Annotated in this window: 26 protein-coding genes; 14 read left to right on the top strand and 12 right to left on the bottom strand. The window is 63.4% G+C overall.

Annotation, left to right across the window (positions count from 1 at the left end):
• Positions 1 to 27: 27 nt before the first annotated feature.
• The 4 genes from VGM51_13430 (at position 28) to VGM51_13415 (ending at position 4111) form a co-directional block, all read left to right on the top strand.
• On the top strand, positions 28 to 1032 hold the full coding sequence (locus VGM51_13430) for a D-cysteine desulfhydrase family protein (GenBank protein HEY3414037.1): 1005 nt from the start codon (positions 28 to 30) through the stop codon (positions 1030 to 1032).
• 19 nt (positions 1033 to 1051) lie between these two features.
• Positions 1052 to 2101, top strand: a complete 1050-nt coding sequence (locus tag VGM51_13425) for a nucleotidyltransferase family protein (GenBank protein ID HEY3414036.1) — start codon at positions 1052 to 1054, stop codon at positions 2099 to 2101.
• Between the two features lie 74 nt (positions 2102 to 2175).
• Positions 2176 to 3153, top strand: coding sequence for a GDP-mannose 4,6-dehydratase (gene gmd, locus VGM51_13420; GenBank protein ID HEY3414035.1), 978 nt, complete (start codon positions 2176 to 2178; stop codon positions 3151 to 3153).
• A 4-nt stretch (positions 3154 to 3157) separates the two neighbouring features.
• Positions 3158 to 4111 (top strand): NAD-dependent epimerase/dehydratase family protein, encoded by a 954-nt coding sequence (locus tag VGM51_13415; GenBank protein HEY3414034.1) that lies wholly within the window; start codon positions 3158 to 3160, stop codon positions 4109 to 4111.
• A 16-nt stretch (positions 4112 to 4127) separates the two neighbouring features.
• Here VGM51_13415 and VGM51_13410 read toward each other — a convergent pair whose 3' ends face one another.
• Positions 4128 to 5696, bottom strand: a complete 1569-nt coding sequence (locus VGM51_13410) for a hypothetical protein (protein HEY3414033.1) — start codon at positions 5694 to 5696, stop codon at positions 4128 to 4130.
• 289 nt (positions 5697 to 5985) lie between these two features.
• On the opposite strand from VGM51_13410, the gene VGM51_13405 reads away from it, so the two are divergent.
• Positions 5986 to 6804, top strand: coding sequence for a glycerophosphodiester phosphodiesterase (locus VGM51_13405; protein ID HEY3414032.1), 819 nt, complete (start codon positions 5986 to 5988; stop codon positions 6802 to 6804).
• 220 nt (positions 6805 to 7024) lie between these two features.
• Here the strand turns inward: VGM51_13405 and VGM51_13400 are convergent, their stop codons facing one another.
• A complete protein-coding gene (locus VGM51_13400; GenBank protein HEY3414031.1) occupies positions 7025 to 8137 on the bottom strand; it encodes a sigma-70 family RNA polymerase sigma factor in 1113 nt (370 codons plus the stop codon).
• Between the two features lie 536 nt (positions 8138 to 8673).
• Between VGM51_13400 and VGM51_13395 the strand changes: the two genes are divergently transcribed.
• On the top strand, positions 8674 to 9198 hold the full coding sequence (locus VGM51_13395; protein HEY3414030.1) for a hypothetical protein: 525 nt from the start codon (positions 8674 to 8676) through the stop codon (positions 9196 to 9198).
• Positions 9199 to 9276: 78 nt separating this feature from the next.
• Here the strand turns inward: VGM51_13395 and VGM51_13390 are convergent, their stop codons facing one another.
• From VGM51_13390 to add, 4 genes are all read right to left on the bottom strand, one after another.
• Entirely contained in the window at positions 9277 to 10008 is a 732-nt protein-coding gene (locus VGM51_13390) for a dienelactone hydrolase family protein (GenBank protein HEY3414029.1), read from the bottom strand.
• Positions 10009 to 10073: 65 nt separating this feature from the next.
• Positions 10074 to 10706 (bottom strand): guanylate kinase, encoded by a 633-nt coding sequence (gmk, locus tag VGM51_13385; GenBank protein ID HEY3414028.1) that lies wholly within the window; start codon positions 10704 to 10706, stop codon positions 10074 to 10076.
• A gap of 120 nt (positions 10707 to 10826) precedes the next feature.
• On the bottom strand, positions 10827 to 11612 hold the full coding sequence (locus VGM51_13380; GenBank protein HEY3414027.1) for a prepilin-type N-terminal cleavage/methylation domain-containing protein: 786 nt from the start codon (positions 11610 to 11612) through the stop codon (positions 10827 to 10829).
• A gap of 36 nt (positions 11613 to 11648) precedes the next feature.
• A complete protein-coding gene (gene add, locus VGM51_13375) occupies positions 11649 to 12719 on the bottom strand; it encodes an adenosine deaminase (protein ID HEY3414026.1) in 1071 nt (356 codons plus the stop codon).
• A gap of 168 nt (positions 12720 to 12887) precedes the next feature.
• Here add and VGM51_13370 point away from each other — a divergent pair, with 168 nt between their 5' ends.
• From VGM51_13370 to recF, 4 genes are all read left to right on the top strand, one after another.
• On the top strand, positions 12888 to 13976 hold the full coding sequence (locus tag VGM51_13370; GenBank protein HEY3414025.1) for a rhomboid family intramembrane serine protease: 1089 nt from the start codon (positions 12888 to 12890) through the stop codon (positions 13974 to 13976).
• Positions 13977 to 14050: 74 nt separating this feature from the next.
• Entirely contained in the window at positions 14051 to 14527 is a 477-nt protein-coding gene (locus VGM51_13365; protein ID HEY3414024.1) for a biotin/lipoyl-containing protein, read from the top strand.
• Positions 14528 to 14551: 24 nt separating this feature from the next.
• Entirely contained in the window at positions 14552 to 15838 is a 1287-nt protein-coding gene (locus tag VGM51_13360) for a homoserine dehydrogenase (GenBank protein HEY3414023.1), read from the top strand.
• Between the two features lie 75 nt (positions 15839 to 15913).
• Positions 15914 to 17062 (top strand): DNA replication/repair protein RecF, encoded by a 1149-nt coding sequence (recF, locus tag VGM51_13355; GenBank protein ID HEY3414022.1) that lies wholly within the window; start codon positions 15914 to 15916, stop codon positions 17060 to 17062.
• Between the two features lie 48 nt (positions 17063 to 17110).
• Here recF and VGM51_13350 read toward each other — a convergent pair whose 3' ends face one another.
• Complete coding sequence (locus tag VGM51_13350; protein HEY3414021.1) at positions 17111 to 17482, bottom strand: hypothetical protein; 372 nt, start codon at positions 17480 to 17482, stop codon at positions 17111 to 17113.
• A gap of 276 nt (positions 17483 to 17758) precedes the next feature.
• On the opposite strand from VGM51_13350, the gene VGM51_13345 reads away from it, so the two are divergent.
• Entirely contained in the window at positions 17759 to 17947 is a 189-nt protein-coding gene (locus VGM51_13345; protein ID HEY3414020.1) for a hypothetical protein, read from the top strand.
• The gene (locus VGM51_13340; GenBank protein ID HEY3414019.1) at positions 17932 to 18255 is read left to right on the top strand and encodes a type II toxin-antitoxin system RelE/ParE family toxin; all 324 of its coding nucleotides are present in this window, start codon (positions 17932 to 17934) and stop codon (positions 18253 to 18255) included. The genes VGM51_13345 and VGM51_13340 overlap by 16 nt, the downstream gene beginning before the upstream one ends.
• Positions 18256 to 18340: 85 nt before the next feature.
• Here VGM51_13340 and VGM51_13335 read toward each other — a convergent pair whose 3' ends face one another.
• Together VGM51_13335 and VGM51_13330 are read right to left on the bottom strand one after the other, a co-directional pair.
• Positions 18341 to 20923 (bottom strand): choice-of-anchor Q domain-containing protein, encoded by a 2583-nt coding sequence (locus VGM51_13335; protein HEY3414018.1) that lies wholly within the window; start codon positions 20921 to 20923, stop codon positions 18341 to 18343.
• Positions 20924 to 21098: 175 nt separating this feature from the next.
• A complete protein-coding gene (locus VGM51_13330) occupies positions 21099 to 21458 on the bottom strand; it encodes a hypothetical protein (protein HEY3414017.1) in 360 nt (119 codons plus the stop codon).
• 169 nt (positions 21459 to 21627) lie between these two features.
• On the opposite strand from VGM51_13330, the gene VGM51_13325 reads away from it, so the two are divergent.
• Positions 21628 to 21927: a nucleotidyltransferase family protein gene (locus VGM51_13325; GenBank protein HEY3414016.1), complete on the top strand. Its 300-nt coding sequence runs from the start codon at positions 21628 to 21630 to the stop codon at positions 21925 to 21927.
• Positions 21917 to 22069 (top strand): HepT-like ribonuclease domain-containing protein, encoded by a 153-nt coding sequence (locus VGM51_13320; GenBank protein ID HEY3414015.1) that lies wholly within the window; start codon positions 21917 to 21919, stop codon positions 22067 to 22069. The genes VGM51_13325 and VGM51_13320 overlap by 11 nt, the downstream gene beginning before the upstream one ends.
• Positions 22070 to 22178: 109 nt before the next feature.
• On the opposite strand, the gene metK is transcribed toward VGM51_13320, so the two are convergent.
• The 3 genes from metK to VGM51_13305 form a co-directional block, all read right to left on the bottom strand.
• Entirely contained in the window at positions 22179 to 23354 is a 1176-nt protein-coding gene (metK, locus tag VGM51_13315) for a methionine adenosyltransferase (GenBank protein HEY3414014.1), read from the bottom strand.
• Between the two features lie 195 nt (positions 23355 to 23549).
• Positions 23550 to 24857 carry a bifunctional phosphopantothenoylcysteine decarboxylase/phosphopantothenate--cysteine ligase CoaBC gene (gene coaBC, locus VGM51_13310; protein HEY3414013.1) on the bottom strand — a complete coding sequence of 436 codons (1308 nt, stop codon included), beginning with the start codon at positions 24855 to 24857 and terminating at the stop codon, positions 23550 to 23552.
• Between the two features lie 105 nt (positions 24858 to 24962).
• Complete coding sequence (locus VGM51_13305) at positions 24963 to 25799, bottom strand: PHP domain-containing protein (protein HEY3414012.1); 837 nt, start codon at positions 25797 to 25799, stop codon at positions 24963 to 24965.

Raw genomic sequence — 25799 nt, 5'->3', positions numbered from 1 at the left:
CCGCCACGACTTACGAAAGATACACGTATGAACGCTGTTGATACAGGCAAGCTCTACTCCTTCCCGCGTATCTCATTCGCCTGCGCTCCGACGCCGCTGGAATCCCTCAAGCGCCTTGGCGAGGCCATCGGGGTCAGAAACCTCTGGGTGAAACGCGATGATCTCACCGGGCTCGCCGGCGGCGGCAACAAAGCCCGGAAACTCGAATACCTTGTCGCAGACGCCATGGCGAAGGGATGCGACCACCTGGTGACCACCGGCGGACGCCAGAGCAATCACGCCCGCATGACCGCCGCCGCGGCAAACAAATGCGGTCTCGGCTGCACGCTGGTGTTCGGCGACCCGGATCCCGGAAATCGCGCGGGCAACCTCATCCTGGATGAGGTGTTGGGCGCGGAACTGGTCTTCTTGGGGGAGGCGAACCTCAAGGAGATGCATGCCGGCGTCGATCGCGAGATGGAACGCCTCCGGGCCTCGGGCAAAAAGCCGTACGCTATCCCCGTGGGCGGCAGCGTCCCGATGGGTGAGTTGGGCTATCTCAATGCGTCGCGGGAGTTCGCGGAACAGGCGGCTGGTCTGGACATCGATACCGCCGTGCTGGCCGTTGGAAGCGCTGGTACGTCTGCCGGGCTGCTTCTGGGCCTCAAGATGTTCGCGCCCAAAGTGCGAGTCCAGGGCGTAAGCGTCAGCCGGTCCCTGGACCGCCTCGGAACGCTCATCGCGGACATGGCCAACGAGATCGCCGACTTGATCGAGGTGGAGACCCGCGTCAGCGGCGCCGATTACGACGTTTCCGACCAGTACGTTGGGCCGGGCTACGGAGTTCCGTCCGAAAAGGGGCTGGCGGCGATGCGGCTGGCCGCGCGTACGGAAGGACTGCTCCTGGATCCAGTTTACACCGGAAAAGCCATGTCCGGCCTTATCGGGCTGGCGGAGGAAGGCCGGTTTGCGAACTCGGCGGGCGTCGTCTTCTGGCACACGGGCGGCCTTCCAGCCCTGTTCGCCTTTGAGAAGGAAATCCTGGCCGGCTGAGAATTGTGGGAGACCCGATATGCCAACGCCGCTTAAAATCGAGGTGAGCGTTCTCATCTCTTCGTGCTACCTGGGCGAGGAGCCTCCTGCCCTGCCGCCAGGCCTCCCCGACCATCATCTGCTGCTTCGCCTCGCGGTGTTCCACCGCGTGGCGTCGCTTGTGCATGAGAACGCGAAGCGGTTGGACCTGTCGGCCGATTCCGCCGAAGCCTTCAAAGCCGCGGCGATGGCGACGCTTCATCGAAACCTGCAGTTCGCCGCCGAGTTGAAGATCGCGCTGGCCGCTCTCGCTGCGGCCAACGTGCCGGTCATTCTCCTGAAGGGCGCGCAACTGATGGACGCCGTTTACCACAATCTGGCGCTGCGTCCGCTCAGCGATCTCGACCTCCTCGTGCAGCCACAGGATGCGTCCCAGGCGGTACACGCATTGCGCGATGCCGGGTATGTGCCGGATGCCAGGAAAGCCGCGTTCGGCCTCGCCGCGGATCGTGAGATACGTTTGGACAAATCGGGCGTTCACGATGTGACCATCGAACTGCACACGGATTTGAACCGCCCGACGCGCCACCACTGGTTCCCGGTGGACGAGTTCTGGGAGCGGTCGGAGGAGTATCCGTTCGAGGGGGTTCCGGCGAGAGCACTGAGCCCGGCGGACAACATGGCTTTCCTGTGCGCGCACGCGGTGCCGCACGCGTTCTCGCAATTGATATGGCTGCGTGACATCGCCGGCCTCCTCCCGATGGTGCCGGGCGGATTCGCCGAGACGGCGCACCGTTCTCGGGCTCGCCGGGCCGTGTTCGCCGGCGTCTGGCTGGCATCGACATTGCTGGGTGCTAAAGTCGATGAGGAGGAACTGCGGCAGCTTGGCGGCGCGGATGCCAGGGCGATGCAGACCTGGCTTACGCCGGAGCGGATTTATGGCTCAACCCACTATTCCACGGTCGATTCGCTGAAGTTTCGCGCGGCGCTTTCGGATACGGCCGCGGATGCGGCGTCGATTGTAGGCGCCGGCGCCGTCCGCAGGGTAGGCGAGTTTCGCCGCGGGCTTTCCTCCAAGAAACAGATTTAAGGGCTGACGGGAGAGGGCTGAGAGCCGATCATCTCAGCCTTCGACCCTCATCTCTCACCCCTACAAGGAGCATTATGCCAAACGCATTGATTACAGGTATTACGGGGCAGGACGGTTCGTATCTCGCGGAACTGCTGCTGGAGAAAGGCTACACGGTATTCGGGATGGTCCGGCGCTCCAGCACCGAGAGCTTCGAGCGCATCGAGCACCTTCGGGACAGGATTACCCTTCTGCAGGCGGACCTGCTTGATGAGTTCTCGCTGGTGGAGGCGCTGCAGAAATCGCAGCCCGCCGAAGTGTACAACCTCGCCGCACAGTCATTCGTGCCAACCAGCTGGGTTCAACCAGTGCTCACCGGCGAGTTTACCGCGATGGGCGTCACCCGGCTTCTGGAGGCGGTGCGCTACAACGACCGCAAGATCAAATTCTATCAGGCGAGTTCCAGCGAGATGTTCGGCAAGGTCCGAGAGGTGCCTCAGAACGAGCACACGCCGTTCTACCCGCGCAGCCCGTATGGAGTGGCCAAAGTCTACGGCCATTTTATCACCGTCAATTACCGTGAGAGTTACAACCTGTTCGCGTGCAGCGGCATCCTGTTCAATCACGAATCACCGCGCCGCGGCCTCGAGTTTGTAACGCGAAAAGTCACCGATGGAGCCGCCCGCATCAAACTCGGCCTGGCCGGAGAAGTGCGCATGGGCAACCTGGACGCGAAGCGGGACTGGGGCTATGCCGGCGACTACGTGAAGGCCATGTGGCTGATGCTCCAGCAGGACAAGCCCGATGACTACGTGGTGGCGACCGGGCAAACTCACAGCGTGGAATACCTGGTGGAAACGGCGTTCAAGCACCTCGGACTCACGTGGCAGGATCACGTGGTGGTGGACCCGGCCTTCATCCGTCCGGCGGAAGTGGACCTGCTGATTGGCGATCCGGCGAAGGCGCACAGCAAGCTTGGCTGGAAGCCGGAGGTGAGCTTCGAGGAACTCGTGGCGATGATGGTCGAGGCCGATCTCAAGCGCCTCACCGATGGCGCCGGGGGAAAAGGATAGCCCCTTGCCTACGCCCGCGGGTAACCCCGATCCAAACGTGAAACCCCCTCGCATCGCTATCACGGGCCTCGCCGGCTTCGTCGGCGGGCACCTGGCCGCCGCGTTACGCGACGCCGGGATAGCGGTTTGCGGAACGGTGTTGAATGAGGCCGAGCGCGACCGTGCCGTCGCGCTTTCCACGCCCGACGTCGCGATCGCCGATCTGATGGACCCCACAGCCCTTCGCAAGGGCTTTGAAGGCGCGACCCACATCGTGCACCTCGCCGCCATTTCCTCGGGGGCGGCCGGGGCCGAAGCATGGCAGGCTAACGTGGACGGCACCCGCAATGTTTTGCGGGCCGCCGAAGGCCGGAGGGTCCTGCTCGCCAGCACCGGCTATGTATACGGGCGCACCTCGCCGGAACGCCCCGCCGTCGAGTCGGATCCGCTGGACCCCATCGGTGACTACGCGGCCAGCAAGGCCGCGATGGAACGCATGGCCAACACGGAATTCGCCGACGCCGACGTAGTCATCGCGCGCTCGTTCAACCACACCGGTCCCGGCCAGGGGCCGGGATTTGTGGCGCCCGCCTTCGCGCAGCAGATCGCGGAGATCGAGGCCGGGAAGCGCGAGCCGGTCCTCCGCGTCGGCAACCTGGACGCACTGCGCGAAATGATGGACGTGCGCGATGTCGTCCGGGCGTATATGGCGCTCGCTCTCCTGCCGCCGGAGGCGGGACGCGTGTTCAATGTTTCCAGCGGCTGGCCATGCACCGTCAGGCGGATTCTGGACCTGCTTCTGGGCTTCTCCACCGCGGAAATCCGCGTTGAAACCGATCCGGAGCGCCTGCGCCCTTCGGACAACCCTTGCAGCACCGGCGATTCCTCCAGGCTTCGCGCCGCCACAGGGTGGCGGCCCGGCATACCCTTGGAACGGACGCTCGAAGACACGCTCAACTGGTGGCGCGCCCGCGCTTGATGCTCCTGCCGTGTCCCTAACGGAGCATCCACGCCCGTATGCGATATGTGATGACCCCGGAGCCGGGGTTGGTTTTCGATAGCGACACCGCCAGGCCGTTGGTGACGGTAGTGTTCCATGTCAGGTGCTGCGGTGACCAGTAGGTTCGCACGCCCGACGAGTCACTGTACTCCATCACGTCTACCAGCAGTTCCGACGGGAATTGTATCGCTGCCGGCAGCGTGAAGAACTGCGTGTAGTGGCCCGCCTCCTGCCAGACCGAACCCACTGAACTGAAATCCGGTTGCAGCGCGCCGAATCCGGAAAACGTGTTGGAGTGCACATAGCCGAAATATCCCTCGGACCCCATCACGTAGTAGGAATTCACCGCATTGGAGGCGTTCAGGGTATTGACGGCGGCCGAACCGGTGATACTGGCGGTATCGGCAGCCAGGTTGCCGGTCACGGTCGCGCTGCCGGCGGTTAACGCGCCGGCCGTGGCGGTTCCGGTCACGTTCGCGCTTGCCGCCGTGAGGCCCTGGATAACTTCGGCGGTCCCCACCCTCAAAGAAGCGCCTGCCATGCCGCGTGTGACGGCTATCTCTCCCTGCGCGTAGATGTTGCCCGTCGCCACGTCCTTGTCCGTGTGGATGGCCTGTACGGTTGGGAGGTAACCGTTCGTGGTCAGCCCGGTGGCGACGATTACGCCAGTCTGGATGCCCGCGGATTTCACCTGGCCGGTGACGTTGGTGTCGCCGCCAACCGACACGCTGCCGGTCGTTTTCACGCCGCCCTGCGCCACCAATGCCGTTCCGCTTCCGCTATTCGCGCCGACGGCCAGTATTCCCGGCGCCTCCCCGCCAAGCCCCGTCACTCCGTTGCCCTGCAGGCCGGGGAACGTAATCGAACGGTTCAGGATCGTGCGGCTGCTGCCTACGCCATATACCGTGCTGGTGGCGCTTACGCCGCCGTCCACGTTGAGAGAGCCGAGTACGTTCCCTCCGCTTGCCCCGTCCAGGGATGAAGTCCTCAGGGAATACGGGACCGAAGCGAGGCGGATGCGCGGAAGGAGCACCTCCCACGCGCCGCCGCGGTCCACTTCCACCTGAACCCAGTCGGCGCCGGTCAGGTTGTACGGCTCCAGGGCCATGGTCGTGGCGAAGACGCCGGAAACGGCTTGAACGGTCTGTGTTGCGGACGTGGAGGCGGTGGGCGTCCACTGATAAGAAACGGTCACCGCGGTCCCGTCCGGAATGGTGGTCGCGCTGGTGCGGGTGATCCTGCCATTCGCGTAATCCATCGTATACGCGATGTTCCGGGTGTAGGTGATCGAGTTGTCCGATTTCGTTACCGTCTCGGAGTTGACGACAACCGGCCGGTGGCTGAGCGTGATGGTATCGCCGGAGAAGCTGACGGTGTCCGTCGCGTTCTGGGGTTCCGCCGGCCCGTTGTAGAGCGAGAGCCGCACATTGTACGGTCCGTCAGGCACGGCCCTCCCGGTTATATCCGTAAGGCGGCCCTGGAGAGGAATACCGCTGGGAACGCTCGCGCCGGCCGGCGCGAGAACCATGGATCCGACCAGGCAGACGGCGACTATACGCTTCATACACAGCCTCCCTCGAGCATGTTTGCTATGTGCCCGATTGTACACCATGGCAGGCAAACACGCAAGGGGGCGCCTGCTTCAGCATAGGTATCGGCGTGAGATGCCGGGAATCTTAAGCGGCCGGCTCGGTAACGGCAATTTCACGGCCTCCACGGCTTGAAACATGCGGTCTTTCGTCGTTTCTCCGTGCCCACAATGAGGAAATCGCGCGTCCGCTTCGCCGCCTGAGTGGAACGTCGAAACTGCCTGCATTCGCGGACACAGGCGCCGCGGAAAGGAACGCGATCACATGCAGAGGATAATCATCGCATCGGCCATGATCTACGCCGGCGCGGCCTTCGCGGCCCCGCAGCGTGCAACCACCAAAATGTACAAACCATACATCTGCGCCCACAGGGGCGCCTCCTCCGCCGCTCCGGAAAACACGCTCGCGGCGTTCAAGCTTGCCGTGGAACTCGGCGCCGAGGCTGTCGAACTGGACACCTCGCTGACCTCGGACGGCGTCCCCGTCGTGTGTCACGACGGGACGGTGGACCGGACCACCAACGGCAAGGGCGCGATAGAATCGATGACGTATGCCCGGATCAGGAAACTGGACGCCGGTTCATGGAAGGACGCCAGGTTCAAAGGCGAACATATGCCGGCTCTGGAGGATGTGTTCCGGATGAAGAACCGGCCGTACATCAACATCGAGATCAAGGCCGTCGTAAAGGATGTCAACAAGCTGGCGGACACTGTTGTAGCGATGATCGAGCGGTACGGCCTGGAAAAGAGCGTCATCGTCTCGTCGTTCAACGGGCCCGCGCTGGAGCGTGTGCATCTGAAGAACCCGGCGATCGCTACGGGATTTCTGTACAGTGGTAAAACCCCGGATACGCTCCCGAATGGCATCACGGCGCTTCACCCGATGTATCCCACGGTGACACGCGATTTCATGGCCTTCGCGAAGGGCAAGGGACTTGAAGTAAACGTCTGGACGGTGGACGACCCGGCGGAGATGCGCCGGTTGATCGCGCTTGGCGTGGACAGCATCATCACCAACGTTCCGGCTGTGATGAAAGACGTGCTGTCGGGCCAGGCCAGGCCGGCGGCAGATGCTCTGCCATAAAAAGGGGTGGGGCACGGGAGCTGGGCCTCCCGTGCCCCGAGGGCTGTTAAAGACAACGTCCTCTCAGCCACTGGGCAATCGTATCATGGGGTTGTAGTGCCTGTCAATCCCCCGGGAGTCGGTATTTCGGGCGATTTTCGGGGTTTGGGCGCCCAAAACCCGCGAGAGTCTGCTTGCTCGGCACGTGCTCTGAACGTACGTTCGCGCCTGCGCCGTTAACCTATACTTCGATGTAGCCGGACAGCCGGCGACGCCGGCTGGGGTGCCGCAGCTTTTTCAGCGCCTTGTTCTCTATCTGCCGGATGCGCTCCCGCGTCAGTTTGAGCACGCGTCCCACTTCCTCAAGTGTGCGGGGGTAGCCGTCGTCGAAGCCGAAGCGCAGGCGCAGCACGGCGCGTTCGCGTTCGGAAAGACCGTTGAGTTCACGCTGGATCTGTTCGCGGAGGAGGACTCCCTCGGCCGCCTCAATGGGCGATTCGCGGGTGGTATCCTCCACCATATCCGCCAACTGCGTCTCCTCTTCCTCGCCGATCGGCGTTTCGAGGCTCAACGGCTCCGGCGCCATCTTCATGATTTCGCCAACGCGCTCCGGTGAAAGGCTGACCATCTGCCCCAGCTCTTCCAGGCTGGGCTCGCGTCCCAGGTGCTGGCTGAGCGTTGCGGTGGCCTTGGCGATCCGGTTCAGGGTTTCCACCATGTGGACGGGCACGCGGATGGTGCGCGCCTGATCGGCCAGGCCGCGCGTGATCGCCTGCCGGATCCACCACGTGGCATACGTGCTAAAGCGGTGCCCCTTTCGGTGGTCGTATTTCTCGGCCGCCCGGATGAGGCCAACGTTGCCTTCCTGGATGAGGTCGCTGAGGCTCAGCCCGCGCCCGATGTATTTCTTGGCGACACTGATGACGAGGCGAAGGTTGGACTCCACCAGACGGGCCTTGGCTTCGGGATCGCCCGCTTCGATGTGGCGGGCCAGGTCGATCTCTTCCGCGTGGGTCAAGAGACGGCCTTTGGCGGCTTCCTTCAGCCACATACGCACCGGATCATCCACGGGGACCTTATCCAGCGCGGCGATCGCCGATTCCGCGGCGCGCGCGTCGTCGCTGGCGTCGTCTTCGGGGGCCTTGCCGGGAAGGACGCGGCGCAGAACCGGGATACTCTCGTCGGAGAGAGTCTGAAGAATGTCCTCAATCTGGTCCGGATCGAGCGAATAGCCGGCAATCGCCTCGTTCAGTTCATCGAACGTGAGATTGCCTTTATCGCGGCCCTTTAGTATCAGGGCCTCGATTTCCGCGGGTCCGAATTCCTTGTCTTCCTTTTTCCGGTCGGCTGCCACTGCGGTTCCTTCTGTTCCGGGGAGCGGGCTTGTTCGGGATTTCGGCGCGGCTCTCCGATTAATGTCTACCCGATTGACGCTGTGAAATCACCAAGAGAATGGCGCTCGGTGCGTCATGTTGTTGACGCTCCAAGGGAGCCGTCTGGTTCCCGAAGCGCCTTCCATAGCATCGGCGAACGCGATCCGGTACTGCAGGCAACCGTCCCGGCGTGTCCGCCAAAGTGACAATCGGCGCCTTTGCTTTGCAGATCGGCGTGTCGGACGTAAAGCGTGTAAGTCCCACGTCGCAGGCGGCGTCATTCACCGGCCGCAACGGGCCTCCGGCCACCCCTCATGGAGAAGCCTGAAACCGGACGGGCGGAGGATGTAACCTGCGCCCGCCGTTAGTAGCAATTGACGCTCCAGGGCTGATGCCGTGCGCTTTTCCCGTGTAATGGCTGCTCGCTTATGGCAAGCTACCTGCCAGAAGACAATCCAGACGCCACTCCCTGGCAACGAATTCCTGAAAATCGGGATCTCTGGAGGTCGCCCCGAAAATGAAGCGCATAATCGGATACATGCTGTCTCTCACCTTTGCGGCAACAACCATCGCCGCGGACGCCTCCCAACTAACTTATAACAACAACCAAATCGGCCCGAACGTTACCATCAACTTCCCGGGGCACTCCGGTTCCCGCACTTTCGAAGGCATTTTCAACGGCACCCTTAACGGTGCGCCCGCCGATAACATGAGCGCGTTCAACGCTCTTTGCGTATACCTGAACCGTTCTACCTCGCCCGGTCAGGCACGTGACGTCTTCGCGACGCGTCTGCCCGGCGCCGGCCTCAGCCGGCGCGGCCGCATCGAGTGCATTCATTCCGCCCTCGCCGCGGGATTGACCGGGACTGAACATTATACGGCACTTTCCGAAGGCCAGACCGGCACGGCGACCTGGTTTCAATCCGTGGGCCAGGACGAGCGGAGCGTAACCGGTCCGCCGCCCGTCCCGGAGTCCGGTTCAATGGCCTTACTGGGCACAACGGCCCTTCCATTTCTTGGTTTCTGTCGCCGTCGCAAGTGAGTTCTCTCTCCCCTGGTTCGCAGCCAAAACGGAGGGCCGCCCAAGGAAGGGCGGCCCTCCGTTTTGGCTGATGCCGGCTCAATCGGGCGGGTGGAGCTTCATCCGTTCCCGGAAGAACGCGATCATGCGCCGCGCGGAGTCCTCGCCATCGCCGTCCATGAAACCGTGATTCTGTTCCGGATAGATGTGGGTCTCGAAGGCCACCTTCCGCTCCGAGAAGAGACGCTCCAGTTTGTGCGCCTCCTCCACACCAACCAGCACGTCTTTCTGCCCGTGAAGGATAAGCGTCGGTGGCATTGTCTTCACGCGGTCCCGATAGGCATCGGGCATGCCGCCGTAGCATTCGGCCAGCGCGGCCAGGCGGGGTTCCTCGGTTCCGACCGCCAGCCCCAGAAAGGCGCCTAGCGAGAGGCCGGCCAACGCGATGCGATTCGGCTGGACATCATTCCGCGCCGCGGTCCACTTCACGGTGTCGCGAACGGTCTGAACCCAAATCGCGAACTGCTCGGGCGAGTAATCCTGGTGCGGTTTCGTGCCGGTCCGGTCGAAATAGTACGGCATGAACACCGTGAAGCCGGCCCGAGACAGCATCTCGGGGTAACGTCGGTATTGAGGGTCGCTGAGGATCAGGTCCGGTCCGGCGCTTCCATAGAGCAGGATCACCACCGGATGCCGGCCCGGTCCGTCCGCAGCCCAACGCATCACGGTGAGGACCTTGGCCCCGCTGGGAAAGTGGAGGGTTGTTGGCGCGGCGCAGGCGGCCGTGGCGGTCAGCGCGAGGATGGCGATTGCCGGGAGTGCAAAGTGCAAGGGGATTCCTTTCAACGGGGCCAACCCGCCCGAGAAGCAGGCGGGCGAGCCAGTACCCAACGGACTCATGGTGGGGAGATACGAAGGTTGCGCACGCGCATCTGCTCCGCCTGGAAAATAGCGCGCACTTCCGCCGCGGCTTCATCCAGTGAATCGTTGATCACAACGTAGTCGTAATCCGGTAGCGCCTGCATCTCGTGCAGCGCGGTGGCAAGGCGGCGGTCAATGGCATCCTGGGAATCGGTGAGGCGCCCGTTCAATCTGGCCTGCAGTTCCGGCATGCTTGGCGGGACCAGAAAGATCAGAACGGCATCCGGAAGCGCCCGCCGCACGGAGGCTGCCCCCTGAACATCAATCTTCATGACCACCGAGCGCCCCTCCGTAAGCTCTACCTCGACGAAAGCCCGCGGTATTCCGTACAGGTTTCCGTAGACCTCGGCCCACTCCAGCATTTCGTCGTCGAAGATGTGCTGGCGGAATTGAGCGTGCGTCCAGAAATGGTAGTCCACGCCATCGATTTCACCCGGGCGGGGCGGGCGGGTGGTGGCCGTTACGGCGCGGTGAACCTTAGTGCCCGGGGGGGTATCGAGCCGCGCGACCGCCTCAAGCACGGCGTCTTTGCCGACGCCGGACGGACCCGAAAGGACGAACGGGACCCCGCGACGGGTATATGGCGGTAGAAAATGGGTTATCGGCAACGGAAGCCTCCTGAACAAGCGTACAGGAGTATAGGCCCGCCGCCTTTCGACGCGTCAAACGATCCTTCCCTACGGTCTCCGAGTGGCTCGGGGCGCCGGATTACACACCGGGTTGCGGGCTCAACCGTTGAGGTTGCCGGTGGCGAAGTAGTCTGCGTACAGACCCCACCCGTACCAATACGATGTTGCGGGTATTTCGGGCGGCTGGTACCAGTCCTTGCCGCTCACAGAGGCCACGTGGCTGTCCGCGAAGACGGTGTTGAGGCGGCGGCTTGTCCAGTTCTTGCCATCCCACCCGTGCCACGTTCCAGCGACCTGCGGGGGGGTTACGCCGGGGCCTTCCGCGAACGTTGAAAGGGGATCGGGAACCTGGTCGCTCAGCAGAAACACGCGGCTGGGCAGTTTGAGGCTGGCCATATCGTAGGGTTTGTACTTATAAGGGCTGCCTCGGAACGATACCCGGACGTGCCACGTGTAGCTGGAATTGGCGAGCGCGAAAACGCTGTGGTTCCCGGGCGGTGTCATATTGCGCAGGCCTTTGTCGCTGGGGCATTTCCACACGTCTGCGCTCTTCAGGTACTGTCCGATCGGGCCGACGGTCTGCCGCCAATTGACCCCCGCGATGGCTGGGCTTTGATTCTGCAGGAATGGCACTTTGGGGGTAAGGTTGCTCAGGCTTCCGCCCGGCATGACGTCGATGTAGTCCCCGGCATAGGGGAAACGCCCGTCATTGTCGTCGCCATACATAATCAGAGCCTTGCCGAGTTGGTTGAGGTTGGAAATGCACGTTGCACGCTGGGCGCGTTCCCTTGCCCGGGCGAAAACCGGGAAGAGGATGGCGGCTAGGATCGCGATAATCGCGATGACGACCAGCAGCTCGATAAGTGTGAATCCCTTGCGGAGCATGGTGAATCCTCCTTAGCCGCTATTGTAGCATTTCGATTACAAATCGGCATCCAGGGCGCTGAGGTAGCGGGCCCTGTCCGCCGCGGGTAGAAACGCGCCCTCGAAACTGTTGCGTGCCAGCCTGACCAGTTCGAGGCGCGTGAGATCGAAAGCGGCCGCCACGCGGGCGTATTCCGTGTTCAGATCCGCGCCGAAAAAGGCGGGGTCATCCGTGTTCAGGCTGATCGCCATGCCTGCCCTCAGAAAGCGAGCCAACGGGTGCTCGCCCATCGAACCCACCGCGCCCGTGCAGACGTTGCTTGAGGGGCACATTTCGAGATGGATACGGTTGGCGGCGAGGTGCTCCACAAGGACGGGATCCTCAACGGCGCGGGCGGCGTGTCCTATCCTCTGTGCGCCTATTCCGAGCGCCGCCCAGATGCTTTCGGGGCCGGCGCCTTCGCCGGCATGCGCGGTTGCGTGGAGTCCGGCGTCGAGCGCCGTCGAAAATGCTTCTCCGGCGGTTCCGGCGTCGTACAGTTGCTCGGAGCCGCCCAATCCGACCGCCACCACGCCGTTGTGGCGGTGGCGGAGCGCGATATCCAGGCCGATGCCGGCATCGCCGGCGGCGGCGAGGTCGCGTATGATGTCAACGATCATGCGCCACTCGGGGCCACCCTCGCGGCGCGCTTCGTCCAGCCCTTCGGCAATCGCCGGGATCACCTCGTCCGGGTTTAAGCGACCGGCCTGCGCCGCGCCCGCGACAGAGGTATGGAGTTCCGCGTAGAGAACGTTCTGGCGCGCAAGCTGGCGGCCGCATTCCAAGGCGATGAGCCGGAAATCCTCGGGTTCCCTGAGCGCGAGGATCAACGACATCCAGGCGTCGAAAAACGCCGGCAGATCCCGAAAGCGCATACGGTCGCGTAGATCGGACACGGTGAGCGAAGCGCCGGGTTCACGGCGTTTCAGCAGGCGGAGCCAGGTTTCGGGCGAAACCGTACCTTCGAGATGGAGGTGGAGTTCCGCTTTGGGGAGGGCGGCAATGAACGATTCCAGGGCCGGGGGCTGGGTCTCGGGGGGGCGCCGAAGTGCCTGCCTGCTTCGATCCTCCTCTCCTGTGTCTCCCACCTTCCGCCTCCCCCCTCGTGCGCGGGCTAGTAACTCGAAACGCGGAACTGCTACGATTTGAGCGTGACGACGAAGGTACCATGGCGAAGTATAGCAACCGCATTCGGCAGTACCACCGGGTGGTACGGGTCCGGCGCGCGGCAGCGCTTTCCTTACGGGATCGGGGCCTTGTTTCTCACCACCGGCGCCGTCCTGACGGCCCAGGCGATGATGCCCTACGATTGGGGATCGCTCTGGCTGCTCGCCCCCAGTCACGTTTCCATCGGAAGCGCACTCACGTACGCCTTTTTCCACGCGGACGTGCTGCATTGGGCCGTCAACATGGCGTTTCTCCTCCTGATCGGCCCGCGGTTGGAGCGTGGAGTGGGGACCCCGGCGCTTCTGGCGTATTTCGTGCTTGGATCGGCGGTCGCCGGGTTACTGCACGTTTCGATGGTGTACCTCTTCATGCCGGCCGAAGCGTCACAACCCCTCCTCGGCTCCAGCGGTGGCATCTCGGCGCTTCTCGGTGTTTACACCGTGCGGTACTACAACGTCCGATTGTCCAGGCTCGCCGTTCCGGTCAGTTGGGTCTTGTGCGGCTGGCTTGCCAGCGAAGTGCTTCTGGGCTGGCTGGAGATCGCCGCCGGGCGCGGCGCTGTGGCCCATTGGGCGCATATCGGAGGCTTTCTGGCGGGGATGAGCCTTGCGGTGATGACCGGAATGTACAGGGCCGGCAGACGCGAGGACGCCGTAACCCAGAAATCGCTGGACCAGAAGGCCCGGCGCCTCGCCGAATACCTGCGGGATCACCCGGATGACGCGACATCTCGCGGCGATTACGCCGGGGTGCTTTTGCAGCTTGGCGAAACGGAAAAGGCGGCGCGAACCTACGCGCGGACGATGGAAATCCACCTCGAGCATGGGCGCAATCGGGAGGCGGCCGACGCATATCTGGCGATGCGCGCCGCCGCGCTTGAAGCGCCCAGGCCGGCGTTCGAGATGCGCGCCGCGCACGTGTTGGAGGAGACGGGTCACGCCATCGTCGCCCTGGCGGTTTACGACCGCCTCGCGGCGGACGAGGGGCCGGAGGCGGAAAGCGCCGCCCTGCGCGCCGCAGTGCTGTGCGAGCGCCTTGACAGGAACGACGACGCCCGCAGCCGGTACCAGGCGTTCGTGCTCATGTTTCCCGACAGCCAGTTCGCCCCTCAAGCGCGGCGCAGCGTCCAGAGATTGGTGAGCGGGGGCGGACGGGAAGGCGAAGCGAGCCCGCATTGAGATGTGCCCCCGCGATGGCCCGATTGCCGCGATGCTTCCCTCGCTGCGTGCGCAGGGTCTAAACTAAGCGTACCATGGCGGAAGATACGGCCAAGCCGAATGTAGAGAAGATACGCGCGCTCATCGCGCTGATGGAGAAGCGGAACCTGTCGCGTCTCGTCCTCACCGAGGATGGGGTTACCGTGCGGCTCGAAACGGCGCCGCGTACCGTGGCCGCCGCGCCGGCCCCCGTTCTCACAGCCGAGCACGACACGGGAGAATTCGCCCCGCCTGTCGTTCCCGCTTCGCCTCCGCTCCCCCCCGAACCGGAAGGCACGCCGCTGCTTTCTCCCACTACCGGAACGTTCTACCGCGCCCCCGCGCCCGGAGAGCCCCCGTTTGTGGACGTTGGGGACATTGTGGAGGTTGGACAGACTGTGGGCATCATCATGGCGATGAAGGTGATGTCCGAACTGCCGGCCGAAATAGCCGGCGAAGTCGTCGCTATCCCCGCGGCGGACGCCGAGCTCGTGCACGCCGGCACCGTCCTGGTGGTTATTAGACCGTTGTGAGAAGACCGGGGCATCGGCCGAAGCATGAAATCAGCGATCAACATCGGCTTTCTCGGAATGGGCACGGTGGGCACCGGGGCCTACCGCACATTGGCGGACAACCGGCCGGCCATCGAAGCGCGAGTTGGCGCGACCCTCAACGTTAAGAAGATCGCCGTCGCGCATCCGGACCTCCCGCGCGCCGTCGCCATCGACCGCGGCGTGCTCACCGGCGACCCTTACGAAGTCATCAACGATCCCGATATCGACATCGTCGTCGAACTCATCGGCGGCGTTGAGCCGGTCAAGACCTACATCCGGCAGGCCTTCGCCAAGGGCAAGCACGTCGTCTCCGCAAACAAGGAACTCCTCGCGAAGCACGGAGTGGAGGTCCTTACGGAAGCGTCCGAGCGGCACCTGGACTTTTACTTCGAAGGCGCCGTGGCGGGCGGCATCCCCATCATCAGGCCGCTCATCTCGAGCCTTTCCGGCAACCGGATCGACCGTATTGAAGGTATCGTCAATGGCACGACGAACTATATCCTCACCCGCATGGCCCTGGAGAAGCGCGAGTTCGCGAAGGTTCTGGCGGACGCGCAGAAGCTTGGATACGCCGAAGCGGACCCCACTTCGGACGTGGACGGCTGGGACGCGGCCTATAAGATGTGTATCCTCGCCGCCATCGCGATGCAGGCGGACGTGGACGTTGAAGCGGTGCACCCCGAAGGCATCTCCCGGATCACGGAGCGCGATTTCGATTACGCCGGCGAACTGGGTTACAGCATCAAGCTGCTGGCTTTGGCCAAGCGGAGCAACGACCGCCTGGAGATACGGGTCAGCCCGACCCTGCTGCCCGAGAGCCACCCGCTGGCCCATGTGGACGACGTGTTCAACGCGATCCTTGTGAACGGGAGCAGTGTCGGCAATGTCATGTTCTACGGCCGCGGCGCCGGCTCCATGCCCACCGGCAGTTCCGTGGTGGGCGACATCGTGGAGGTGGCGCGCAACATCTGCGCCGGTTCCAGCGCCAGCGCGCCCAAATTGTGCTTCGCACCCACGGCCGTTGTCCCCGTGGCCGAAACGGTGTCCCGTTATTACCTGCGTCTCCAGGTGGGTGACCGCCCCCGCTGCCTCAGCAATATCGCCGGAGCACTGGGAGATCACGACGTCAGCATCGGCCGCGTATCACAGCACGAAATGGCCGATGGCCTGGCCGAACTGGTGCTCATCACGCATCCCTGCCCGGACGCGGACCTCCGCAGGTCGCTCTGGGCCATCGAGGCCGCCGACCCCGACAACGCCGTGAAGAGCGTGATCCGCGTGGAGGGCTGAGCGAACAGACCCCAGGGCCTTCCACCTCACACCCGATACCCGACACCCCGTCCCCCGCCCTGCTAAACTGCCTGTATGCAGGTCACTCGGCTGAGGCTCACCAATTTCCGCAACTACGCCTCCCTGGATTTCGCCCCGTCCCCCGGCGCAAACCTCCTTATCGGCGGCAACGCGCAGGGCAAGACGAACATCCTGGAAGCGCTTTCCATCCTGTCAACCAGCAGGAGCCCGCGCGCCGGCCGGGACGCCGAACTCATGCGTTTCGGCGAAGATACGATGCACATCGCTACGGAGGTCCACTGCGAAAATGCGAACGACCTCACTCTGGATGTCATCCTGACTCCGCCGGAGCAGCCGGCGCCGCCCGCGTCATTCGTGAAGACGGTCCGCATCAACACGGTCAAGCACCCGCGCGCGGTCGACCTTCTGGGTCAGCTTCAGACCGTCGGGTTCTGGCCGGACGACGTGGAGGTGGTCCGCGGCGAACCGTCGGGACGGCGGCGCTTCACCAACACGGCGCTTTGCCAGTTGAGCCCGCAGTACTGCTTCCATCTGGCGCAGTATCGCCGTGTTCTGGAACAGCGTAATCGATTGCTGAAGATCATTCGCCAGCGGGGCGGACACGATAGCGGCAACTCGCTGTCCGCGTGGGACGAACAGCTCGTCTCCTACGGCGCCCGGGTCATCGACCGCCGCATCCGTTTCGTGGCCGATCTTAACGAACGCGCGCGCGACGTCCACGGCAGCCTCACGGACGGCACCGAACGCCTGTGTGTTGAATACCGGCCGAACGTTCCGCTGGACGGTGGCACGGTGGAGGGAATCCAGGCCAATTTCCAGGAGCGGCTGATAGCCGTCCGGAGTGACGAGTACGTCCGTGGCATCACGCTGGCCGGCCCGCACCGGGACGACCTCACGTTCACGCTTGGCGAGGCGGATGCCCGAACCTACGGCAGTCTCGGCCAGCAGCGCAGCGTCGCCTTAAGCCTGCGCGTGGCGGAACTGCGCCTGATGGAGGAAGAGGCCGGCGAACCCTGCGTGGTGCTGATGGACGAGATCCTCGCCGAACTCGATGACGACCGCGCGCGGCGCCTTGTGGACCTTGCGATGGCCGGCCGCCAGTCGTTCATCACCAGCACCCACACCCGCCGCTTCCCGCACGCGTTCCTGCAGGATGCCGCCGTCTGGACGGTCGAGGACGCCACAGTTGAGGCGTGTGGATAGCGCCGAGGTTGTGAACCACAGAGGCACCTAGAGCACAGAGGAAGCGTGCTAGGTTCCTGACGGGGGCGTCGGACCTTGCGCCCCTGGCTTCGCGGCGTCCGATTCCGGCTTGGACGCCCAAACCGGATCGTTGTGATTACGCCAGACTCCGCTCCACAGGCCCTCTCGGCCACACAACCTGTTGACAATCTCCTGTCCAAAAAACCAGACAAGGAGCAGTGGGAAATAGCGCCGGTTGATCTCCGCCTCTCTGTGAAGGCCGAGGAACTCATGCACCAACGGCACTAGCAAGAGGAGCATCAGGACCCAGTACGCGAGCGAGAGCACCTCGTACTTCGTCGGCTTCCGATAGACCGCGCGGATCTCCAGGATGACACTCAAACCCACGAAGACTACGAGCGCCAGCAAGAACCACTTCACGGTGATCAGACCCCTTCCGCCCGGCGATTGTACACTATGCCACGGTCAGTATAGGTGTCTGACGTGGCAGACCCCGAAACCTCACGACCTAACAGCCCGCATTCGATGTGGATGCGGCCCCCGTGTCGGGTTTCCGGTAGTGGGCGTCGAGTTTCAAGTGCTGACACCCGCCACCCGGCACGCGGTATCCCTGCTTACACCTCGATCTGCCTAAGGCCGGACCAGCCTGGTTGGCGGTATCCCTCGCCCCATGGCACAATAGTACAGGAGGACGAGATGGGATCAGCCAAATTCGAGGTTTCGCGCATGCTCGAGGAGTTGCCAGACGATGTGTCGTACGAGGATATCCAGTACCACATCTATGTCCGGCAGAAGGTGGCGCGAGGCCTGCTCGACGTGCAGGAGGGACGGCTTATGAGCCACGAAGACGCGGAGCGACGACTTTCCCGATGGCTAGACGCATAGAGTGGACGGATGTTGCGCTCGGCGACGTGGATGAAGCGGCGGCGTTCATAGCGCGTGACTCTCCACGGTTCGCTGCCGCCCTCGTTTCGGCAGTCTTTTTCGCCGTAGAGCGGCTGAGCCTATTCCCAGGGAGCGGGCGGATCGTCCCGGAAGTTGAGCTGAACGACATCCGTGAAATCGTTGTCCAACGCTACCGGCTAATCTATCAGGTCTCTCCGCAGCGCATCTGTATACTCGCCTTCGTCCACGGCGCACGGGACCTGGAATCAATATGGCCGCAGAGAGAACCCCCTCAACCTGAGGAGTGAACTCAAGGCGGTGAGGAATCAACCGAGGGGGCTGTCCTTGTCGACATCCCCCTCGGTTGATATCTGCGTGATGGTCCGCTCGAAACTAGAATGCGTGCGCCAGAATGACGGCGTCCAGCACGTCGATCGTTCGGGGTGGGGTTGGCGCGGTGTCGAGGCGGTCCATATCTGCGCCCGTTGCGGTTGCCAAGCCGGCGGCGATGCGAAGGGCGGAGGCAACGTCCCCCATGGTGATGGCAGTGGCTGGCCCACGTTCGTAGGCGCCCATGTCGATCGTGCCGCCGATGATGCGGGGCTTGCCGTCCAGGTCCGTCACCGGCCACGCGATGGCGTTCGACCCGGTATTCACCGCGGGCGAACCGGCGGCCAACCGATAGTTGGCGTGTATAGAGTCAACGAATAGAGGATCCGCGCTGATGCTGCCGCCTGTACCGGTGGGATCCGGCAGGCCGTAGTTACCGCCGGCGTTGCCCCACACGTCGTTGTTCGAGAGCGGCGGGTTGGCGGTGAGGCCCATTACACCCGATGAGTTCTGCACGATCAGGTTGTTGCCGAACACCAGTGAGCTACCGACCGATTCCAGGTAAACCGCGCCACCCTGCGCCCCGGGGTGCGAGAAGCTCATCGAATCCGTTACGGTGTTGGACACGATGGTGTTGTTCGTGATGCTCCCCCAAGTGCCGGATGCGAAGATCGCGGCGCCCAGCGCTTCCTTCTGGGAGGCCGCCGCGCCTTCGGCGACTGACCTCAGGTAGTTCGAGTCGAATAAGTTACCTACCACCTGGGCGCTTGTGTTGCGAAGATACAACGCCCCCCCTTGCGTGATGACGATATTGCCAAACTGGGGGAACGTCATCCACTGGACAAGGTGAATGCTATTCGCTCTGAAGACGTTGTTCCGCACAGCAACCGATCCACCCAGCACGTACACCCCGGCGCCGTACGCCTCCGGATTGTCCTCCCCGAAGTCAATGACATTGCCGCTGATGATATTGTTGGAGATGACGGCGCTCTGTCCGAGGCAGTAGATGCCGGCGCCATACGGGCTCTGCCCCCAGCCGATCTTGCCGTTGCGGATAGTGAAGCCGTCCACGGTCACCAGGCTGGCCGTGTCGGGTATCGTTACAACCGGCGACGACTGCCCGCCGTCCAGCACGGTAGTGCGGGTGGCGGGGTTGCGGGCCGACTTGTCCGTATCGCCGACAGCGAATCCGCCGAGAAGCGATACCTTCGTCCGGAAATACACCTTGCCGGTGTACACGCCCTGGGCAACCCAAACCTCGCCGCCCGGCGATACCGCGCTGATGCCCGCGTTGGGGGTGGCCTTCGCGGTCGCCCAGGTTGTGCCGTCGGCCGCGTCGCTGCCGTCCGCGCGGACATAGGTGCGTAGAACGGGCTGAACGACGGCTTCCGGGTACTCATACGCGCCGCAGTCAACATGCAGGCCGATGAGGCGGGGGTTGCCGCGCTGGTCGATCTCGCCCGGCAGCACGTAGCTGTCGTCGCCGGCATCGATCGCCGAGGATCCGAGTGACAGCCGATAGTCGTACGGGCTCACGCCGCCCGAGACGAATTTTGGATCGCCCGTGAAATTGCCGCCCGAAACGGTCCACTGCGCGCTGTCGTCCGGCGTGTTTCCCCAGAAAAGGTTGTTGTGAGACGTAAGGGTGTCCGAGGTCCACCACCGGGGGACGATGTACCCGCTGCCATAGCCCGAGGGCGAACCGTTGACGAACGCGGTATTGAACGCAACGATGTTGTTGCCGAACGTACCCGATCCGTAGAAGAACACACCTCCGTAAGCCGAGCCGTTCGGGTTCTCCCTGTTGTGGCTGCACGTGTTATAAGCCACCGTGTTGTTCACCACAGTGGCGCTGGCCCCGTCCACCGCCAGGCCCCCACCCGCCGAGTAGATGATCCCCGCCATCGGCATCGTCACCGTGACCGTTGCCGTGTTGTGGTGGATCTCGTTGTCGCGGATGACGGCCGTCCCGCCGAAGACGGCTACGCCGCCACCCTCGACGCTGAAGCCGTCGGTGCCCTCGTTACCCGTGGCGGTGTAAGACGCAGCATTGTCCCTGATCACGTTGTTGATGATGCTGGTCGTGGCGTTGAGGCATAGTATCCCGCCGCCGTTCCGGGCTTTGTTACCGCCGATCTCGCAGTGGCTGATCGTTGCGGAGGAACCGGCGCGGCAGTAGATGCCTCCGGCATCGCCGCCGGCGACGCCGTTGTTGAGTATCCGGCAGCCGGTGATGGCAACGCCGGTTGCGTCACATCGGATGGCGCCCCGCGTCCCGGCCCCCGTTAGGTTGAAGCCGCCGAGCGTGAAACCTGTCGCGGTGGCGGCGATATTGACGATCGGCAGGAGCGGATCGGCGGCGGAGAGCGTCACCGAGTAGTCCTGCTCCTTCTGGAGGAGGGTGATGCCGGGCCGGGTGACGACGAGGCTTACGGAGTATAGACCGCCCCTCACCCACACTTCCGACCCGGCCGGCGCGATGTCGAGGGCCGGCTGGATGGTGGTGAAGGCGGTTCCCCACGTGGAGCCGTCGTGAACGGGGCCGGGCGCTGCGTCGTCTACGTAGAGGATGGTCGTCGCGGAGGCGGGAACGGCCGTCAGGCAGAGGAGCATTGCGAGGGTCGCGAAGCTGAACCGGTGTCGCATGGGTGTGTCCCTTTCTCGAAAGAGTGGCGATCCAGGGTCGTCATGCAACAAATAGCCTAAAACAAACTAATACAACAAATTTCTACCAAAACCTACAAATTATTTTTCAGTTCCGAGTTTCGAGTTCCTGGTTTCGAGTCTTGGAATCCGGAACCCGGACCCGAGGATGCCTGGTTCATCGCCGCTCACCAGGTTCGCCTGAGGGTGGTTCATCTTGCTTACGCCCGTACGGCCACACGGGGTCGTGGCGGTGGCGCCAGAGGTATTGCCATTCGCTTTCTTTTCCGCACAGTCGGTCGATAATCTCCGGACCCAGGAACACAACAGCGACCAGCCAACCCCACCAGCCTTCAATTTCATTTCCATGGTTTGTGCTGAAGGCTTGCAGCACGATGGGCACCAGCAGGAGCAGGCATGCCAGGTAGTAGATGAAATATAGAACGGGTTCCTTCGTCCTCTTGTGCAGCAGGTACAGGCCTACATCGACAGCCCTCCAGGCGAAGACCACTAGCGTTACCAGGAATATCCATTTCATAGTCGGGAGAGTCCCTTTCCGAACCGGTACGCTAAAGAGGCAACAAGCTCAGTTTGGAGCCGCGCAGGTGAAACCGGCAAACCAAAGGGGGCCGCGCCCTGATGGAAGTCACCTGGCCGGTTGTGGCGACGGAGCACAGTTTGGGCTACAATCTGTGTTGGAAACAGACATGCTGAAGGATCTGAACATACCGATAAAGAAGATAGAGGACCTCTGCCGCCGGTACAAAGTCGCCGAGCTGGCGGTCTTCGGTTCCGCCGTGCGTGAAGACTTTCGCGCGGACAGCGACATTGACCTCCTCGTGTCGTTTCAGCCGGACGCGAAGATCGGCCTGATCGCATTTATCGGCCTGCAACAGCAATTGGAGGAGTTGCTGGGGCGCCGGGTTGACCTTGTGTCCAAGCGCGGCCTCAAACCACTGATCCGCGACGAGGTCCTGACCAGCGCGAAGGTGCTCTATGCGGCGTGAACGTGGTTTCCGCAACGTAATCGTGCACGCCTACTTCGCCGCCGATGAGACCATCATCTGGAATGCCGCCACGGCTGAGCTTCCAGTGTTGCGAGCCGCCGTCGCAGGAATGCTCGAAAAGGGGCTTCCAGCAGAACCCTAGAATCTCCTTGGAGTAAAACGAACAAGGGGGCCGTCCGAATGGACGACCCCCCGGTCACGTTTTGGGTTTTCGGGTCTCAGCCCTCGGCCCTTGCCCCTCAGCCCTTAGCCTACGCTTCGATCAGCTTTTCGGCGGCTTTGAGGCCGGCGGCGGTCTTCAGCGTCTCCGCCATGTCGGTCTCTTCCCACGGCACAGCAAGGTCCGTGCGGCCGAAGTGGCCGTAGGCGGCCGTCTGCTTGTAGATCGGCCGGCGCAGGCCGAGCTTCGTGATGATGCCCTTGGGCGTCATATCGAAGTAGCGGCGCACGAGCGCCACGATTTCGGCGTCGCTGATCTTGCCGGTGCCGAAGGATTTCACCGCGAGGCTCACCGGTTCCGCAACGCCGATCGCGTACGCAACCTGGAGTTCGCAGCGTTCGGCCAGGCCGGCGGCCACGATATTCTTGGCCACATAACGCGCCATGTAGGTGGCGCTGCGGTCAACCTTGGTCGGATCCTTGCCGGAGAAGCAGCCGCCGCCGTGCGGGGCCGCGCCGCCGTAGGTATCCACGATGATCTTGCGGCCTGTGAGGCCGGTATCGCCCTGCGGGCCGCCAACGGCGAACTTGCCGGTGGGGTTTACCAGGAAGTGGGTGTCGGCATCCCAGAGGCCGGCCGGGAGGATGGGCTTGATGACGCGCTCAATGATGTCCTCTTTGATCGTTTCCGCGGGGATCGTCGGCGCGTGCTGGGAGGAGATGAGCACGGTGTCGATGCGGACGACCTTCGTGCCATCGTACTCGACGGTTACCTGGCTCTTGCCGTCCGGGCGCAGGTACGGGATCTGGTTGGTCTTGCGAACGTAGGTCAACTGGCGGCACAGTTTGTGGGCCATCATGATGGGCATCGGCATGAGTTCTTCGGTTTCGGTGCACGCGAAACCGAACATCATGCCCTGATCGCCCGCTCCACCGATGTCCACGCCTTGCGCGATGTCGGGGCTCTGGTGCTGGATGGCCGTTACCACGCCGCAGGTCTCGGCGTCGAAGCCGAATTTGGCGCGCGTGTAGCCGATGTCCGCGATGGTCTGGCGCACCAGGGTGGGAATGTCCACGTAGGTGTTCGTCGTGATCTCCCCGCCGACGACGCACAGGCCGGTGGTGAGGAACGTCTCGCACGCGACGCGCGCATTCTCGTCCTCAGTCAGGATGGCGTCCAGTACCGCGTCGGATATCTGGTCGGCCATTTTGTCGGGGTGGCCTTCTGTGACCGACTCCGACGTGAACAGGTGTTTCTCACTGCTCATCTCGTCTCAGCTCCTTTCTTGCTAGCCCATACGGGCTGCGGGTAAACGGAAATTGGAGGTTGGAAGTTTGATATTGGAAGTTGGATCCCAGCCACCAGCGTTCATGCTAGACCCGAGACTTCCCGAGGTCAAACACCAGCAATCGGCGTGCCGTTCATTGGAGGTTGGAAGACGGAGGTGGGAAGTTGGATGAGGTCACTCGAGCTCGGGTGCTCCGCCCTGGACTCCAGGCTCCAGAACGGCATCCAGGATGGCCTCCGCCATTGCGCGCTTGGGCATCGGGCCCAATTCCGAGCAGCCTTCCGCCGTTATCAGCGTGGCAACGTTGGTGTCCGCGCCGAAGCCGGCGCCCTCGCGCGTCACATCGTTGGCGACCACCGCGTCCAGGTTCTTGGCGGCCAGTTTCGCGCGGGCATTTTCGATGAGGTTTTCCGTCTCGGCGGCGAATCCGATGAGGATCTGGCCGGGACGCTTGTTGCGGCCCATTTCCGCCAGAATGTCCGGGGTGCGCTCCAGGGCGATAGAGGCCGGACCTTCCGACTTCTTCACTTTCTGGGGCGACGAAATGGCGGGGCGATAGTCGGCCACGGCGGCGGCGGCCACCACGACATCGGCGGTCTCGAACGCCTGCATCGCGGCGGCGCGCATCTCGTCGGCGGTCGTCACGCGGACGGTCTTGACTCCCGGCGGGTCCGATAAGTGAGTTGGCCCCAGGACGAGCGTCACATCGGCGCCGCGCGCGGCGGCGGCTTCCGCCACCGCGATGCCCATTTTGCCCGTGCTGCGGTTTGTGAGCATCCGCACGGGGTCCAGCGCTTCCTGCGTCGGCCCGGCCGTCACCAGGAAGCGATGGGAAACGGGAAGGGGTGAACGAGTTAATGGGTCAATGGGTGAACGAGTCAACGGATCCGGGCCTTGTCCGGTTGACCCATGGACCCATTGACCCACTGACAATAGTCTTTCCGCGGCTTCCACGATGTCCGCCGGTTCGCTCATCCGGCCGGGGCCGGTGCGGCCGGTAGCGAGGCGTCCCTCATCGGGACCGACGAAGTGGATACCATCCGCTTTCAACTCGGCAACGTTGCGCTGGGTCCTTAAGTTGAGCCACATCGGCGTGGCCATCGCGGGCGCCACCAGAACCGGGCACGTGGCGGCGAGCGCGGCGGCGGAGACAAAATCATTGGCCATGCCGGCGGCGATCCGCGCGAGGCAGTCGCCGGTGCACGGCGCAATGATATAGAGGTCGGCGGCGCCTTCGCGCTCCAGCACGGCCTCCCACGTGTCGTCCGGCGCGAACATATCCACGGCGGTGGGCCGGTGGGTCAGCCCTTCGAAAGTGCAGGGCCCGACCAGTTTCGTCGCGTTGGGCGTCATCAGCACGCGCACATCGGCGCCGGCCTTGACGAGGCGGCTGCAGAGGTCCGCCGCTTTGTAGGCCGCGATGCTGGCCGTCACGCCCAGGATGATGGTCTTGCCGTTGAGAGGACTCTGTTCTGTGCTCATAGGCTTATTCTAGTTCAGGAATCAGCCATTGAGCATTCGCCATTGGTCATTTGCCATTGGCCGGGCGAAGGGTCCGATCAATGGCAAATGTCAGTTGACCATTGGTCAATGGTTCAATTCGGCTCGGAATCGTTGCGTCTCCGCGAGTAGCGCTTCCACCTGGGAGTACGGTACGGTGCGGCAGGCGAGGGGGCGGGATTCGTTGTTGCCGTGGAAATCGCTTCCGCCGGTCCAGACGACGCCCAGTTGATCCGCCATTCGGCAATATCGCGCAGCATCTTCGTCGGAATGGTCCGGGTGGTATGCCTCGATACCGCCGAGGCCTGATTCCACGAGCGCCGGAATCAGCGTGTCGTCACCGATCTTCACCGGGTGTGCGACAACGGCCACCCCGCCCGCGCCACGGATCGTGGCGATGGCTTCGACCGCGTTGAAACGCTCACGCGGCACATAGGCCGGGCCGTCGTTGCCGAGGTAGCGGATGAACGCTTCCGCGCGGCTGGGCACATGGCCTTCCTCGATGAGGGCTTCCGCCAGGTGCGGGCGGCCGATGGCGCCGCGGCCCGAGATCTCCTGCACGCGCTCCCAGGATACGGGCGCGCCCAGGCGGCGCAACAGGCCGACCATCTCGCGGGCGCGGCTCACGCGGCCTTCGCGCAGCCACGTCATCGTCTTCTGAAAGCCCGGGTCGGCAAGATTCAGCCCATAACCCAGGATGTGGATCTCGGTTGGCCCGTGGTCCGTGTTGATCTCCACGCCGGCGATGACCTCCACGCCGTGCTTCAACCCCGCAGCCACCGCTTCCTCCACGCCGTCGGTCACGTCGTGGTCCGTGATGGCGATAGCGGCGAGGCCCAGCGCGGAGCAGGCCTTGACTAGGGCGAGGGGCTCGAGAACGCCGTCCGAGACGGTTGTGTGCAGGTGGAGATCGGCTCTTTGCAT

The sequence above is a fragment of the Armatimonadota bacterium genome (assembly GCA_036504095.1).
In the GTDB taxonomy this organism is placed as follows: domain Bacteria; phylum Armatimonadota; class DTGP01; order JAKQQT01; family JAKQQT01; genus DASXUL01.
Note: the sequence above shows the minus strand (reverse complement) of the source record. Positions and strands in the feature narration are given on the sequence as shown.